The organism is Cobetia sp. LC6 (assembly GCF_030264805.1).
Lineage (GTDB): Bacteria > Pseudomonadota > Gammaproteobacteria > Pseudomonadales > Halomonadaceae > Cobetia.
Window position 1 is genome coordinate 45,384 of sequence record NZ_JASSPL010000010.1, and the last position, 14,754, is coordinate 60,137.

Annotated in this window: 13 protein-coding genes; 3 read left to right on the plus strand and 10 right to left on the minus strand. The window is 63.8% G+C overall.

What is annotated here, in order from left to right; genetic code table 11:
* The first annotated feature begins 187 nt into the window (after positions 1 to 187).
* Positions 188 to 613: a YbaN family protein gene (locus QQF40_RS12375; RefSeq protein ID WP_254627065.1), complete on the plus strand. Its 426-nt coding sequence runs from the start codon at positions 188 to 190 to the stop codon at positions 611 to 613.
* Positions 614 to 712: 99 nt separating this feature from the next.
* On the plus strand, positions 713 to 3,364 hold the full coding sequence (gene pepN / locus QQF40_RS12380; protein ID WP_285461505.1) for an aminopeptidase N: 2,652 nt from the start codon (positions 713 to 715) through the stop codon (positions 3,362 to 3,364).
* A 158-nt stretch (positions 3,365 to 3,522) separates the two neighbouring features.
* Here pepN and QQF40_RS12385 read toward each other — a convergent pair whose 3' ends face one another.
* From QQF40_RS12385 to QQF40_RS12430, 10 genes are all read right to left on the minus strand, one after another.
* Positions 3,523 to 3,810, minus strand: coding sequence for a hypothetical protein (locus tag QQF40_RS12385; RefSeq protein WP_175089424.1), 288 nt, complete (start codon positions 3,808 to 3,810; stop codon positions 3,523 to 3,525).
* 61 nt (positions 3,811 to 3,871) lie between these two features.
* Positions 3,872 to 6,079: an EAL domain-containing protein gene (locus tag QQF40_RS12390; RefSeq protein ID WP_285461506.1), complete on the minus strand. Its 2,208-nt coding sequence runs from the start codon at positions 6,077 to 6,079 to the stop codon at positions 3,872 to 3,874.
* A gap of 203 nt (positions 6,080 to 6,282) precedes the next feature.
* The gene (gene nth / locus QQF40_RS12395) at positions 6,283 to 6,918 is read right to left on the minus strand and encodes an endonuclease III (RefSeq protein ID WP_043334098.1); all 636 of its coding nucleotides are present in this window, start codon (positions 6,916 to 6,918) and stop codon (positions 6,283 to 6,285) included.
* A 90-nt stretch (positions 6,919 to 7,008) separates the two neighbouring features.
* Positions 7,009 to 7,719: an electron transport complex subunit E gene (locus QQF40_RS12400; protein WP_175089428.1), complete on the minus strand. Its 711-nt coding sequence runs from the start codon at positions 7,717 to 7,719 to the stop codon at positions 7,009 to 7,011.
* A complete protein-coding gene (gene rsxG / locus QQF40_RS12405; protein ID WP_175089429.1) occupies positions 7,712 to 8,491 on the minus strand; it encodes an electron transport complex subunit RsxG in 780 nt (259 codons plus the stop codon). The genes QQF40_RS12400 and rsxG overlap by 8 nt, the downstream gene beginning before the upstream one ends.
* The gene (gene rsxD / locus QQF40_RS12410; RefSeq protein ID WP_285461507.1) at positions 8,488 to 9,528 is read right to left on the minus strand and encodes an electron transport complex subunit RsxD; all 1,041 of its coding nucleotides are present in this window, start codon (positions 9,526 to 9,528) and stop codon (positions 8,488 to 8,490) included. Before rsxD ends, rsxG begins: the two co-directional genes overlap by 4 nt.
* A gap of 91 nt (positions 9,529 to 9,619) precedes the next feature.
* The gene (rsxC, locus tag QQF40_RS12415; protein ID WP_285461508.1) at positions 9,620 to 12,589 is read right to left on the minus strand and encodes an electron transport complex subunit RsxC; all 2,970 of its coding nucleotides are present in this window, start codon (positions 12,587 to 12,589) and stop codon (positions 9,620 to 9,622) included.
* A complete protein-coding gene (gene rsxB / locus QQF40_RS12420; RefSeq protein WP_285461509.1) occupies positions 12,589 to 13,227 on the minus strand; it encodes an electron transport complex subunit RsxB in 639 nt (212 codons plus the stop codon). Before rsxB ends, rsxC begins: the two co-directional genes overlap by 1 nt.
* A 1-nt stretch (position 13,228) precedes the next feature.
* Complete coding sequence (gene rsxA, locus QQF40_RS12425) at positions 13,229 to 13,810, minus strand: electron transport complex subunit RsxA (RefSeq protein ID WP_043334102.1); 582 nt, start codon at positions 13,808 to 13,810, stop codon at positions 13,229 to 13,231.
* A 16-nt stretch (positions 13,811 to 13,826) separates the two neighbouring features.
* Entirely contained in the window at positions 13,827 to 14,117 is a 291-nt protein-coding gene (locus QQF40_RS12430; RefSeq protein ID WP_285461510.1) for a hypothetical protein, read from the minus strand.
* A gap of 30 nt (positions 14,118 to 14,147) precedes the next feature.
* Between QQF40_RS12430 and QQF40_RS12435 the strand changes: the two genes are divergently transcribed.
* The gene (locus QQF40_RS12435) at positions 14,148 to 14,654 is read left to right on the plus strand and encodes a DUF3465 domain-containing protein (protein ID WP_254627067.1); all 507 of its coding nucleotides are present in this window, start codon (positions 14,148 to 14,150) and stop codon (positions 14,652 to 14,654) included.
* The last annotated feature ends 100 nt before the right edge of the window (positions 14,655 to 14,754 follow it).

The following is a 14,754-nucleotide window of genomic DNA, read 5'->3' on the forward strand; positions in this document are numbered from 1 at the left end:
GCAGCAGACACCGGCCCACGGCCCCCGTGGCGGGGGGCGTGGCCTTTCGCGATATCGGCAAGCCCGTTACCATGCACGCAGTTGCTATCAGGCGGATAGTCAGAAAGTACTTTCCCCATGAACGACTTGGCGTTTGACTGATAGCAGGAAGCACACGGTGTGTGACCGCAGGTGGTGAGGAACCGACATGATGATCTTTCGGCGCATGAAGCGTATCTGCTGGCTTGGCCTGGCCTGGTTGTTCTTCGGCATCGGCTTCGCTGGCATGTTTCTGCCGCTGCTGCCCACCACCGTCTTCATGCTGCTGGCGCTGGCCTGTGCCAGCCGAGGTTCACCGCGCTTTGCGCGCTATATCCGGGAACATCCCCAGATCGGGCCGACACTGGTGGCCTGGGAGCGCGAACGCGCCATTCCGCTGCGCGCGCGCATCATGGCGGTCAGCATGCTGGCCGTCTCGATGTTGATCATCCTGTTCACCGTGTCAGTGCTGGCCGTCAAGGTCTCGCTGCTGGTCTTCCTGTCGCTGCTGGCACTCTGGTTGGCAACGCGCCCGGAGCCCAAGGGCGAGGGGGCGAACCTTGCCGTCGGTGGCGAATCCCTTCCGCGCGAATGAGCGCTTCATCGCGGGCAGGTGAGGTGTCTGCTCCCTCGCTGTCCGCTGTCTTCCTGCCGTGAGGAGTCTCCTCCCGCGGCGCTGATTGCGGAGTCTTTGATGTCACAACCTGCAGCGATTCATCTGGCCGATTATCAGGCACCCGCCTGGCGTGTGCCGGACACCCGCCTGACGTTTGATCTGGCACCGTCCGCGACCCGTGTGACGACCGTGCTGACCCTCGAGGCCAATCCCGATGCCGCCGTGGGCAGTGATGCCACGCCGCCGCTGGTGCTCAATGGCGAGCATCTGACGCTGGAGTCCGTGCGTGTCGATGGGCGAGCGCTCGCCAGTGATGAATACAAGCTCGACGAGACTCACCTGACGCTGGCCGGCCTGCCGGCCAGCTGTGAGCTCGAGACGGTGGTGGTGATCGATCCGGCCGCGAATACCGCGCTGGAAGGCCTCTACGTGTCCTCGGGCATGTTCTGCACCCAGTGCGAGGCCGAAGGCTTCCGTCGCATCACCTACTACCCGGACCGCCCGGACGTGATGTCGGTGTTCACCACCACCATCATCGCCGACAAGGACAGCTACCCGATCCTGCTCTCCAACGGCAATCCCGTCGAGCGTGGCGAGCGCGAGGGCGGTCGTCACTTCGTCACCTGGCAGGACCCGCACCCCAAGCCGTGCTATCTGTTCGCGCTGGTGGCGGGTGACCTGGTCAAGCATGACGACAGCTTCACCACCATGAGTGGCCGTGAAGTCGCTCTGGAAATCTGGGTCGAGCCGGAAAATCTCGACAAGACCCAGCACGCCATGAACTCCCTCAAGGCCTCCATGAAGTGGGACGAGGAGGTCTACGGTCGTGAATATGACCTCGACATCTTCATGATCGTCGCGGTCAACGACTTCAACATGGGCGCGATGGAGAACAAGGGCCTCAACATCTTCAACAGCGCCTGCGTACTGGCCAACCCCGATACCACCACTGACGCCGCCTTCCAGCGCGTCGAAGGGGTGGTCGCGCATGAGTACTTCCACAATTGGTCGGGCAACCGTGTCACCTGCCGTGATTGGTTCCAGCTGTCCCTGAAGGAAGGCTTCACCGTCTATCGTGACCAGACCTTCTCCGCCGACATGAACTCGGCGCCGGTCAAGCGTATCGAAGACGTCGCCATGCTGCGTACCGCGCAATTCGCCGAAGATGCCGGCCCCACCGCACACCCGGTGCGCCCGGCCTCCTATATCGAGATTTCCAACTTCTACACCCTGACCATCTACGAGAAGGGTTCCGAAGTGGTGCGCATGGTCGCCAATCTGCTCGGGGAGGAAGTCTTCCGTCGTGGCAGTGATCTCTACTTCGCGCGCAACGATGGCAGCGCCGCCACCATCGAGGACTTCATCAGCGCGATGAGCGAAGCCTCCGGTCGCGACTTCAGCCAGTTCATGCGCTGGTACTCCCAGGCCGGTACCCCGAACATCGCCGCCAGTGGCGCCTTCGATGCCCAGGCTGGCACCTATTCCCTCACGTTGCGTCAGTCCACGCCGCCCACGCCGGGGCAGGCGGAGAAGCTGCCGCTGGTGATTCCGGTGCGCATGGGGCTGGTCGGCGCCGATGGCAGCGATCTCACGCTGACCCTCGACGGCGAAGCGCTGGGCACGGAAACCGTACTGGAGCTGACCGAGGCCGAGCAGACCTTCGTCTTCACCGGTCTTGCGGGCGATGCCGAGCCGGTGCCGTCGCTGCTGCGTGGCTTCTCGGCGCCGGTCAAGCTGGCCTTTGACTATAGCCGTGAGCAGCTGGCCTTCCTGATGCAGTACGACAGCGATGGCTTCAACCGCTGGGATGCCGGTCAGCGTCTGGCCATGGCAGCGATTGAAGACCTGATAGCGGCCTGGCAGCGTGGCGAGCACGAGGCCCAGCTGGATGAGCGCCTGCTGGCCGCCTATCGCTTCCTGCTCCAGAGCGAGGCTTCCGATCGTGCGGTGCTGGCCGAGATGCTGACGCTGCCCTCGGAGGCCTATATCGCCGAGCAGCAGAGTGTCGTCGATGTCGATGCCATACACTGGGCGCGCAAGACCGCCAAGGCGCAGCTGGCCAGCGCACTGCGTGACGACTTCGTGGCGCTCTATCACGCCAATGCACAGCAGGGCGACTACGCGCCGACCTTCGAGCAGATGGCGCGTCGCAGCCTCAAGAATGCCGCGCTCAGCTATCTGATGAGCATCGAGGATGAGGAGGGCGTGCGTCTGGCCCAGGCCCAGCTGGCGGCGGCCCACAACATGACCGACGTGCGTGCCGCGCTGACGATGCTGGTGCACTCCTCACGCACTGATCTGGGTGACCCGGCGCTCAAGTCCTTCGCCGAGCGCTGGTCGCATGATCCGCTGGTGATGGACCAGTGGTTCTCGATCCAGGTCACGCGTCCGCAGGCCGATGTGCTGGACCGCGTGCGCTTCCTGATGGAGCACCCGGCCTTCTCGTTGACCAACCCCAACAAGGTGCGTGCCTTGATTGGCGCCTTCGCCGGCCAGAACCGCGTCAACTTCCACCGTCTCGATGGCGAAGGCTATCGTCTGCTGGCGGATGTGGTCATCGAGCTCAATCGCCTGAACCCGGAGATCGCGGCGCGCATCATCACGCCGCTGACGCGTTACAAGCGCTTCGATGCCAAGCGTCAGGACTTGATGAAGGCAGAGCTTGAGCGTATCCGTGGCGAGAAGCTCTCGAACAACCTGTATGAAGTCGTAGAGAAGGCGCTGGCCTGATCCTCTGAACTGACCCTTGAAGACAGGCGGCAGTCGTCGCGCCATGGTGATGACTGCCGCTGACATGAAAAAGCCCCTGCCGATCGGCAGGGGCTTTTTCATGTCACGAGCCTGGCGCGAGTCCCGTCAGGGTATCGCTTTCAGGGGCATTGCGCGCGTCAGGCAATCATCCAGCCCAGGAAGGTCAGGCCGATGAAGGTCATCAATAGTCCGCCGATGATGGAGCCTCTCAACAGCGACGTGATGCCCTTGAAGAGCAGATAGAGCCCCAGCGCCAATCCCAGCAGGCTGAACAGCGATGTGCCAAGTCCCAGCTCGCCGGTCAGGCCATTGAAGAATCCCGATAGGGCATCATCGAAGTTGGCGAAGAAACCGCTCAGGCCTTCGACGATGAAGCGAATGGCGGCACCGAGCTGGGTGCCGATCCAGTTGAAGAAGTCTTCCATAACGCATGATGTCCAGACAGAAAAGAGGCCCCAGTGTGCCATGAAAGACGCGGATGCGCTGTCATCCGAGTTGATACCTGGCGGTGAATGCCTCGATCGCCATCGGCTTGTCCATCAGGTAACCCTGCAGGGCATCACAGCCCATCTCCAGCAACAGCTCGCGCTGCCTGGGGGTCTCGACGCCTTCCGCCACCACGCACATGTCCAGCTCACGCCCCAGCTGCACCATGAAGTTCACCATGCGGCGATTCATCTCGTCGTTCTCGAGATCATTGACGAAGCTGCGGTCGACCTTGAGCTCATCGAAGGGCAGGTGTTTGATGTAGGTCAGGGAGGAGAAGCCGGTGCCGAAATCATCCAGCGACAGGCGCAGGCCCAGCGAGCGCAGTTCGTGCATGCGTGCCACCGTGGCAGGCATGTCGGTGGCGAAGACGTTTTCGGTCAGCTCCAGCTGCAGATATTGCGGGTCAAGCGTATGTTGGTTGAGTGCCTTGGCGACGTTGCCGGCGCAGTGAGGGGAGTCCAGCTGCTTGACGCTGACATTGACCGACAGATAGAGCCTGGCGAAGGCGGTGCCTCTCTGCCAGTCCTCCAGCAGCTTGCAGGCCTGCTCCAGCACCCAATCGCCGAGGCTGTCGATCAGCTGGCTCTTTTCGGCCAGCGGAATGAATTCATAGGGCGAGATATTGCCGAGCTTGGCGTGTCGCCAGCGCAACAGGCACTCGGCACCGACCAGCTTGAGTCCTCGATCGAACTGCGGCTGCAGTTCCAGGTACAGCTCTTCGTTCTCGATGGCGCTGCGCAGGTCATTCTCCAGCTGTACGGCGCGCTCAAGCTCCACGCGCATGCTGGGGTCAAAGCGGACGGTCTGGTTGCGCCCGCCCTCTTTGGCGCGATACATCGCGATATCCGCACGCCGGATGAGCTCCTCCGCACTCAGGTGGCGATCATGGAACATGATGCTGCCCAGGCTTGCCGAGCTGTGATGCTGCAGCGGCTGCGACTGTGGGCCTGTGAGCGAATAGGGTTGGTTGAGTACCTGCTGCAGGCGCTCCAGCAGCTCATCCAGTTCGCGACAGGCAATCTGCGGGTCGTGGCTCAGGGGCTGTACCAGGATGACGAATTCGTCCCCGCCGAAGCGCGCCACCAGATCGCTGTCACGCACCGTTGAGCTCAGGCGATGGGCCACCTCGATCAACAGATGGTCGCCGGTGGTATGTCCCAGCAGGTCGTTGATCTTCTTGAAGTGGTCCAGATCGATGAAGATGAGTGCGCCGTGGGTGTCACGGGCATCGGTGATGATGATGGCCTGCTGCAGGCTGTCGATCAGCGTGGCACGGTTGGCCAGCTTGGTCAGCGAGTCGAAGCGGCTGTGCTGGTGCAGCAGGGCCTCTGATTCGACGATACGCGTGATATCGGTGATCGAGCCGATCATGCGCAGCGGATTGCCTTCGCTGTCCCGTTCGGTGACATCGCCCTTGTCGATCACCCAGACGACGTCGCCACCGCGGGTCAGCATGCGGTGGCGGTGATAATAGGCCGTCTTGCCCGCCATGCAGTCCTGGATGGCGATCATCGCCTCGGGCTTGTCCTCGGGGTGAAGCAGGCTTGCGAATTCTTCCAGGCTGTTGCTGAGCTCGCTCTCCGGGATGCCCAGAATCTGTGACCAGCGGCGATTGTGCGTCACGGAACTGGTCAGGATATTCCAGTCCCAGAAGCCTTCCAGCGAGGTGTCATAGATGTGATCGATCTGGCGGGTCTTGCGCTCATGTTCACGGACTTCTGCCGTGATGTTGTGTGCCAGAACGGCGACGAGCGGCTGGCCGTGAATGTCATGGAAGGGCAGCTTGATGGAGCGGAAATGGTTGACCTCGCCGGTGGTGCCGTCGGTGGCATCCTCGAAGACCGTCTCGCGCTCGAACCTGCTGAGCACCTGCTCCACGCTGCGCCGAAAGAAGTGGCTCTGCTCGGTGTTGCCGGTGTAATGGCTGTCGTCGCGCCCGATGATGTCTTCGAGCGTAGTGCCGTAGAAGTCGGTCAGGGTGCGATTGGCGAAGCGGAACAGTCCCTTGGCATCCTTGATGAACAGGATGTCGGGGTGGGTGTCGACCAGGGTGCGCAGCAGGTGGTTCTCGGCTTCCAGTGCCTCGAGACGTGACGTCATCTCCTGCAGGCGCGAGTGCAGGCTGCTGTCATCAGGCTGGTGGGATTCGTCTGAGCCTTCTGGGCGCGGAGGGCGGCGATCCCCGGCATCGGAAGGTGCGGTCATGGCAGGTTCCTGAGGCGACGGTCTGTGCTCCCAGTCTACGTTGCCGCTCGGTTGAATAGGCGAGGAGGCGGGGCCCATGTTCAATCAACGATCACGCATGCAGTCCACCCGAGAACGGGCTCTCGCCAGGCGCCCGGTGATCAAGTTCCAGTCATCAAGCCCCTGGTCATGAAGAAGACATCAAATCCTCATGTCTTGTGGCGTTACAGGTCGACCTTGTCCTTGTACTCGCAGAGGTCCTCGATGATGCAGCTGCCGCAGCGCGGCTTGCGTGCCACGCAGGTGTAGCGGCCATGCAGGATCAGCCAGTGGTGGGCGTCGACCAGAAACTCCTTGGGCACATGGCGCATCAGCTTGTGCTCGACCTCCAGCACGTTCTTGCCCGGGGCGATGCGCGTGCGGTTGGAGACGCGGAAGATGTGCGTGTCCACCGCCATGGTCGGCTGGCCGAAGGCGGTGTTGAGCACCACGTTGGCGGTCTTGCGGCCCACGCCGGGCAGCGCTTCCAGCGCCTCGCGGGTCTGCGGTACCTCGCCACCATGCCGTTCGATCAGCATGCGGCAGGTCTTGATGACGTTCTCGGCCTTGGTATTGAACAGGCCGATCGTCTTGATGTACTCCTTCAGACCCTCGACGCCCAGCGCGAGAATGCTCTCCGGCGTATTGGCGACCGGATACAGCTTCGCCGTGGCCTTGTTGACGCCTACATCCGTTGCCTGCGCCGACAGCAGTACCGCGATCAGAAGCTCGAAGGGCGTTGACCAGGCAAGCTCGGTGCGTGGCTCAGGGTTCTCGTTGCGCAGGCGGGTGAAGATCTCGAGGCGTTTCTGGGCGTTCATGTTATCTCGGGTACGGCGGTAAGGGCTTGGGAGCGGGCGTCGTCGACGCAGGCTGTCAGCCATCGGGCTGACAGTCTGCGTGAGCGTGGCTCAGGAGATGGTGCCGGTCACGCGCACACGACGCGACACCTTGGGCGCATCGGCGTTGGCTGCCTTGCGGCGCTGCTCGAGTCGCTCATCGATGGTCTTCTTGCCCGCGATGATCAGCCCCATGCAGAAGAAGGCGCCCGGTGGCAGCACCAGGAACAGGAAGGAGTAGTCCGGGAAGATCGTCAGCTGCCAGTCGGCGGCCATCGGCCCGACGAGCAGTTCCATGCCGGCAAACAGCGTGCCCTGGCCGAACAGCTCACGCATGGCGCCCAGCAGTACCAGCACGGCCATGAATCCCAGTCCCATCATCAAGCCATCGGTGGCGGCCGGCAGCACGGGGTGCTTGGCGGCGAAGGCATCGGCACGCCCGAGAATCGCGCAGTTGGTGACGATCAGCGGAATGAAGATGCCGAGAATCTGATAGAGCTCATAGGTGTAGGCCTTCATCAGCAGCTCGGCACATGTCACGAAGGAGGCGATGATCATCACGAAGGCCGGCAGGCGCACTGCAGAAGGCACCAGATTGCGGATCAGTGATACCGCCACGTTGGAGCCGATCAACACCAGCAGCGTGGCAAGCCCCAGCCCGATGGCATTGACGACGCTGGCGGTGACGGCCAGCAGCGGGCACAGGCCCAGCAGCTGCACCAGCGCCGGATTGTTGTCCCACAGCCCGTCGCGGCTGATCTTGCCAAGCGAGATATCACTCATGAGGGTCGTCTCCGCCGTGTTCAGAAGGCGCTGATGGCGTGAGTGTGCCATCAGCGGTGGGTGCTTGCGTGCCTTGCTGGGCCCTGGCGGCGCGGCGGGTCGCGGTCAGAGTCTCGCTGTCGCCTGCCAGCAGCGCCGTGCGGTGCGCCATGAAGTAGATCAATGCCTGACGAACGGCACCCACCACGGCACGCGGGGTGATGGTCGCGCCGGTGAACTGGTCGAAGTCTCCGCCATCCTTCTGCACCTTCCACTCCACCGAGCTGAGCGTCTGGTCATCGAATTCGTGGATCCAGTCGGACTTGCGCGCTTCGATCTTGTCGCCCAGCCCCGGGGTCTCGGCGTGCTTGACGGCGCGTACACCAGCCACGCTGCCATCGGCACGGATACCGACCAGCAGGCGGATATCGCCGCTGTAACCCTTGCCGGTCACCACCGGCAGCAGCACCGCGACGGTCTCGCCATTCCTGGTGGCTCGCCAGCCGGTATCGGCACTCTCCAGACCCAACACCTGGGAGGGTGGCAAGGCGAAGGCCGCGTCGAGCAGGTCATTGTCGTGCAGCGACGGCGGGATGATCTCGGCCAACGCTGCGCTCTGGGCGGCACGCTCGTTGTCGGCGATGGTCTCGGCGGTGGTCATCTGGGTGACGGCGACCACACCTGCGGTGACGACAGCGAAGACCGCCAGACCCAGCGCGGCCCGCGCGATGGTGTGCTTCAGGCCCTGCGCGGCCTGGGCTTGCTGTTCGGGCTGATCAGGCGTCAGGCTCATGCCTTGTCCTCCAGCTTGATGCCGCGACGGGCCCTCTTGTGACCATAGCTGCGTGGCTGGGTGTAGTAATCGATGAACGGCACGCTGAAGTTCATCAGCAGCACCGCGAAGGCGATGGCGTCTGGATAGGCGCCGAAGGTGCGAATCAGGTAGATCAGCACGCCGATGCCGGCGCCGTAATAGAGCTTGCCCTTGTTGGAGGTCGCCGCCGTGACCGGGTCCGTGGCGATGAAGAAGGCGCCGAAGATCGCCGCACCGCACAGCAGGTGGAACAGGGGGCTGGCGTGCTGCTCACCATCCACGAAGGCGAAGATGGCGGAGATCACCGCCAGGCTGCCCAGCATTGCCACCGGGATATGCCAGGTGATCAGGCGACGCGCCAGCAGCACCAGGCCGCCGAGTCCCCAGGCGATGGCCGTCTGCTGCCAGGCCAGCAGGTTGGCGGCGGGCAGCAGGCTCGGGTCTGCCCAGAATTCGCTGCTGGAAAGCTCACCCTTGTTGCGGAAGGCGTCCAGTGGCGTGGCGCCGGTCAGGGCATCTGGCGTGGCGATCACGCCGAAGAACTGCCGCAGGCTGTCAGTGAAGCCAAGCGCGAAGCCATCGGGAGACGACCAGCGCGACATCTCGACCGGGAAGGAGATCAGCAGCAGCGCATAGGCGACCATCGCCGGGTTGAACGGATTCTGGCCCAGGCCACCGTAGAGCTGCTTGGCGACCACGATGGCCGCGATCACGCCGGTCAGCACCAGCCACCAGGGTGCCAGCGGCGGCAACGACACCGCCAGCAGCACGCAGGTCACCAGCGCGGAATTGTCCTTGAGAAAGAAGCTGACCGGACGGCCACGCAGCTTGAGCAGCAGCGCCTCGAGGGCGACACCCGCCAGACAGGCGAAGACGAGGTTGAACAGCACACCCCAGCCATAGTGCCAGCACAGCACGGCGATACCCGGCAGCGTCGCGGCCAGCACCCAGGCCATCACGCGCGAGGTGGCGGTTGGCCCGTGGGCATGGGGGGAGCTTGCATGCATCAGGCTCATGAGACGGTCAGATCCTTGCGGTAAATGGGCAATGACACGAGGCGTGCTTCAGGATGAGTCGCCATTGGCGCGGTAATTGGGCTCGGGACACTCATTGTGCGTCCACCAGTGCCTGCACCTCGGCCAATGACTCGCGGGCGTGTTCCAGATTGCGGCGTGTGCGGTCGACCTTGGTCGCCAGGCGCTGACGGTTTTCGTCATCCGCCTCGCTCAATGCCGCCTGGGCCTTGCGGTGGGCCGCCTCGGCCGCCTTGACCGCGATGCTGACCTGCTTGTGACGCTTGGCGAGGTTCTCGGCGCGTGATGCCTCGATCTCGGCCTGAGAGAGCGTCACGTTGCTGGCCATGCTGCCGCGTCCCACAGAACCCGCGGCAGGCTTTGGCGCCTCGGGAATCAATTCGCCCGCGTTCTTGGCGGCAGGCGTCGCGTCAGTGCTGCCAGCTTGCGCGCTGTTGAGGCGCACTTCGGCGGCGCGCAGGTTTTCCTGGGCCGTGGCCAGCAGGGTCTGGAGGTCCTCGATATCGCCTTCGCCACTTTCGCTGGCGCGGGCCAGGGCCTTTTCGGCCTTCTTGACCGCGATATTGGCCGCAGCGCGCGCTGTCTTGAGTGCCTTGATGTCGGCGCTGGGTGCCGTAGCTGCCGGTGCAGCAGCGTTGGCAGAAGAGCCAGCCGCACCTGTATCAGTGGTTTGAGCAGAGCCAGTTGCAGCGCTAGCCACAGGGCCTTTATCTGCGCCAGCGGCGTCGGTCGCCGCCTTGAGATCACCTTCAGCCTTGTCCAAACGGGACTTGGCCTCGGTGACGCTGGCCTCCAGCGCCGTGATGTCACCCTCACCGCTGTCCTGAGCGATCTTGAGGGCCTTCTCGGCCTTCTTGACCGCGATATTGGCGGCGGCACGCGCCGTCTTGAGCGCCTTGAGGTCGGCTGCCGGGGCTGCCGCGCCTGTCGAGGAAGTGCTGGCCGGTGCAGGGGCAGCTGACTCGCTGGCAGCCTTGAGGTCGGCTTCGGCCTTGGCCAGTTTCGTCTTGGCCTCTGCCACGCTGGTCTCCAGGGCCGGGATATCGCCTTCACCGCTGTCCCGGGCGGTCTTGAGGGCCTTCTCGGCCTTCTTGACGGCGATATTGGCCGCAGCGCGTGCTGTCTTGAGTGCCTTGAGATCGGCTGCCGGAGCAGCAGCGCCTGTCGAAGCGCCGGCGGTCGCAGGGGCAGCTGACTCGCTTGCCTCACTGGCGGCCTTGAGAGCGCTCTCGGCGCTGGCAAGCTTGGTCTTGGCCGCGGTCACGTTGGCCTCGAGCTTGGCGATATCGCTCTCGGAGCTCTCACCGCCATCCTGGGCTGCCTTGAGGGCTTTTTCGGCTTTCTTGAGGGCGATATTGGCCGCAGCGCGCGCCGTCTTGAAGGCCTTGATGTCGGTGGCCGGTGCCGGCTGGGCAGCAGCGGTCGCTGTGGAGGCCGAGGCCGTGTCTGCGGCGGTGCTGGCATCGGCGCGAGCGGCGGCGGACTTCTGGGCCGCTTGAGCGCGTTGCTGGCGCTTGGCTTCCTTCTCGGCTTCCTCGCGCGCCATGCGCGCCTGCTTGAATTCAAAGCGGTGACGAGCGCGTTCGGACTTGCGCGCCTCGTGCTGGGCGCTGCGAATCTCGCCCTTGGCGAAGCGGTAATACTGCACCAGCGGAATCTGGCTGGGGCAGACATAGGAGCAGGCACCGCATTCGATGCAGTCCGCCAGATTGTAGAGCTCGGCCTTGTCGAACTCGCGTGCCTTTGAGAACCAGTAGAGCTGCTGCGGCAACAGCTCGGCCGGGCAGGCCTGTTCGCACATGCCGCAACGGATGCACGGTTGCTCAACCGCCGGTGCCGGCAGTGACTCGGGAGAGGAGGCCAGCAGGCAGTTGGTGGTCTTGATGATCGGCAGGGCGTCGCTCTCGAGCGTGAAGCCCATCATCGGCCCGCCCATCACCAGACGTGCGATGCCCGTTGGCGCCGGCGCCGCCAGACGCAGCAGGTCTGCGATGGAGGTGCCCAGGCGCGCCTCGACATTGTGCGGGTGCTGCAGCGCCTCACCGGTCAGGGTGACGACGCGCGAGATCATCGGCTCGCCGAAACACACCGCGCGCTGCACGGCGCGCACGGTACCCGGGTTGTGCACCACCACGCCGACATCGGCGGGCAGGCCACGGCTGGGCACTTCGCGGTCCGTCAGCAGCTTGATCAGCTGCTTCTCGCCGCCGGAGGGATACTTGGTCGGTACCACCACGACTTCGAGGCGTGAATCCAGCGGCGGCAGGCGCTTGTCGGCGCGGCGGGCGCGAATCGCCTGTTCCAGCGCGATGACGGCCTCGGGCTTGTTGTCCTCGATACCGATCAGGATGCACTCGGGGCCGATCAGGCTGGCGAGAATCTCGAGCCCTTCGATCAGCGCTTCCGGATGCGTGCGCATGGTCAGGTCATCGGCGGTGATGTAAGGCTCACACTCCGCCGCGTTCAGAATCAGGGTGTCGATGGCGTGGCGCTCACGCACGCGCGCTTTCACCGCGGAGGGGAAGCCGGCGCCGCCCTGACCGACCACGCCGGCGTCCTGCAGGCGCTGGATCAGGTCCTGGGCTTCCTGCTGACGCCAGTCGCGCCAGGCTTCCAGGCGCGCCCATTCATCGATTTCACCCTCGCGCTTGATCACGATGCACAGGTCTTCCAGGCCCGAGACGTGGGGGACCTGGCGTGGCTCGATGGCGGTGACCACGCCGGTGATGCTGGCATGCACCGGGGCGGAGATCATGCCCTGGGCGCGGGCGATCAGCTCGCCCGTCTTGACGCGCTGGCCGATCTCCACCAGCGGCTGGGCGGGCGCGCCGATATGCTGGCTGAGCGGCAGCACCACCTCACGGGGCAGCGGGGCGGCCACCAGCGGGGCGCGGTTGGAGAGCGCCTTGTGCTCCGGCGGATGGATACCGCCGTGGAAGTCGAACACGCGCGGCACGCCCTGACCCTTCTGTGTGTGTCCAGCCTCCGCCGTGGCAGCGGAACCTGAGGAAGTCACCATGGATTTGAGTAACGACAGAACCATCAGGCGACATTCCTTGCAGATGTTTCAGTAGAATCGGCGGCATCGGTCACGATCAGGTTGCCGCTGAAGCGGGCGTTGTCGCGGGTCGGGCCCGCCGGTTGCGGCCAGTGCCAGCTGCGGACATCAGTGGCGACCGGCACCATGTCGATGCAATCGACCGGGCAGGGTTCGACACACAGGTCGCAGCCGGTGCATTCGTCGGCGATCACGGTGTGCATGTGCTTGGCGGCACCGAGAATGGCATCGACAGGGCAGGCCTGGATGCACTTGGTGCAACCGATGCACTCGTCCTCGCGAATCACTGCCACCTTGGGGGTGTTGTCGGCATCGCCATCCAGCGGCGTGGCCTCGCGGCCCAGCAGGTCGGCCAGCGAGGCAATGGTGCTTTCGCCGCCCGGCGGGCACTTGTTGATCTCGTCACCTTCGGCGATGGCCTGGGCGTAGGGCTTGCAGCCCGGATAGCCACACTGGCCACACTGGGTCTGCGGCAGCAGCTGGTCGATCTGCTCGACGATGGGGTCGCCCTCGACCTTGAAGGCCACGGCGGCAAAGCCGAGCAGGCCGCCGAAGACGACGGCCATGGCCACCAGTGCAACGATGGCGGAGATCAGCGTATGGTCGTTGAAGAATTCGAGCATGTCAGATCTGCACCAGTCCGGAGAAGCCGAGGAAGGCCAGCGACATCAGGCTGGCGGTGATCATCGCGATGGCCGGGCCCTGGAAGGGGCGCGGCACATCGGCGACGGCCAGGCGCTCGCGCATGGCGGCGAACAATACCAGTACCAGCGAGAAACCGACGGCCGCGCCGAAGCCGTAGAGCGTGGCTTCCATGAAGCTGGAATTGCGGTTCAGGGTCAGCAGCGCCACGCCGAGTACCGCACAGTTGGTAGTGATCAGCGGCAGAAAGATGCCCAGCACCTGATAGAGCAGCGGGCTGGTCTTCTTGACTACCATCTCGGTGAACTGCACCACCACGGCGATCACCATGATGAAGGCGATGGTGCGCAGGTACTCGAGCCCCAGCGGCGCGAGAATGAAGTGATAGGTCAGGTAGGCGCACATCGACGACAGCGTGAGCACGAAGGTGGTGGCCAGCGACATGCCCATCGCGGACTCCAGCTTGTTGGAGACACCCATGAAGGGGCACAGGCCGAGGAATTGCACCAGTACGAAATTGTTGACCAGGATGGTGCTGATCAGGATAAGAAGGTATTCACTCATCAGGGGCGTCGCTCGGTCAGGGTGTTTCGAAGGCGCTTCCGTGCTCGCGGCATGCGTGAACCGGCGCTCGCAGGCGATCGGGGCTGGTGCTGCCGCAAGCTGTCAGGAAGCTGCAGGGCAGGGGATCGTCGAGCGCGGCGGTATTATACGCAAGATGCTGCTGGCCGACAGCCTGTAGCGTGGCAAGCAAGGCGTAGTGTTGCCAGCATGAGACGACCATTGTTTCGCGTTTTGCTTGGTTCTTGAAGTAATAAAGAAGAATTCCTTTATTACTTTTATTGATTGTGACGTGATCAGAGACTTTCACGTCATCCAGGGGTGGCACAAGGAGCGGGATATGCGCAGGACAGGAACACGCGGCCGTCGGCCGTTATGGGTCATCATCCTGGTGGTGGCGATGGCGGGCATCTCGCAGCTGACGGGCAATGGCAACTTCTCGCTTTCCCAGCTGTGGAATGACTTCCAATCGCCGCAGGCCGAGGCGACGCAGGGGGAAGGCGCCTCCTCGGCGGACGAAAGCCGACTCACGCGCGCCATCAGTGCGCAGCAGAGTGATGTTCAGGTACGTGGCACGGGGGAGGTGATACGTCTCCTCCGGGATGATCTCAAGGGCAGCCGTCACCAGAAGTTCCTGATCCGGGTCGCGGGTGGCACCACCATTCTGGTGGCGCACAACATCGATCTGGCGCCGCGCATCGACAGTCTTCAGGTCGGTGATCGCATCGGCTTCTACGGGGAATACGAGTGGACCGACAAGGGCGGCGTGATCCACTGGACGCACCATGATCCCGGTGGCCGCCATGTGGATGGCTGGCTGGAGCACGCGGGTCGCCGTTACGAGTGATCGTGATACTGCCAAGTCCTGAGCCAGATGCTTGTACGACAACGCCCCGCCAGAGAGTCTCTGGCGGGGCGTTGTGCGGAAGAGGCTTCAGCGAGGCTGA

Bases quoted from the DNA above. Each gene is read 5' to 3' on its own strand.
- QQF40_RS12375 (WP_254627065.1), top strand. From the start codon at position 188: ATGATGATCTTTCGGCGCATGAAGCGTATCTGCTGGCTTGGCCTGGCC.
- pepN (WP_285461505.1), top strand. From the start codon at position 713: ATGTCACAACCTGCAGCGATTCATCTGGCCGATTATCAGGCACCCGCC.
- QQF40_RS12385 (WP_175089424.1), bottom strand. From the start codon at position 3,810: ATGGAAGACTTCTTCAACTGGATCGGCACCCAGCTCGGTGCCGCCATT.
- QQF40_RS12390 (WP_285461506.1), bottom strand. From the start codon at position 6,079: ATGACCGCACCTTCCGATGCCGGGGATCGCCGCCCTCCGCGCCCAGAA.
- nth (WP_043334098.1), bottom strand. From the start codon at position 6,918: ATGAACGCCCAGAAACGCCTCGAGATCTTCACCCGCCTGCGCAACGAG.
- QQF40_RS12400 (WP_175089428.1), bottom strand. From the start codon at position 7,719: ATGAGTGATATCTCGCTTGGCAAGATCAGCCGCGACGGGCTGTGGGAC.
- rsxG (WP_175089429.1), bottom strand. From the start codon at position 8,491: ATGAGCCTGACGCCTGATCAGCCCGAACAGCAAGCCCAGGCCGCGCAG.
- rsxD (WP_285461507.1), bottom strand. From the start codon at position 9,528: ATGAGCCTGATGCATGCAAGCTCCCCCCATGCCCACGGGCCAACCGCC.
- rsxC (WP_285461508.1), bottom strand. From the start codon at position 12,589: ATGGTTCTGTCGTTACTCAAATCCATGGTGACTTCCTCAGGTTCCGCT.
- rsxB (WP_285461509.1), bottom strand. From the start codon at position 13,227: ATGCTCGAATTCTTCAACGACCATACGCTGATCTCCGCCATCGTTGCA.
- rsxA (WP_043334102.1), bottom strand. From the start codon at position 13,810: ATGAGTGAATACCTTCTTATCCTGATCAGCACCATCCTGGTCAACAAT.
- QQF40_RS12435 (WP_254627067.1), top strand. From the start codon at position 14,148: ATGCGCAGGACAGGAACACGCGGCCGTCGGCCGTTATGGGTCATCATC.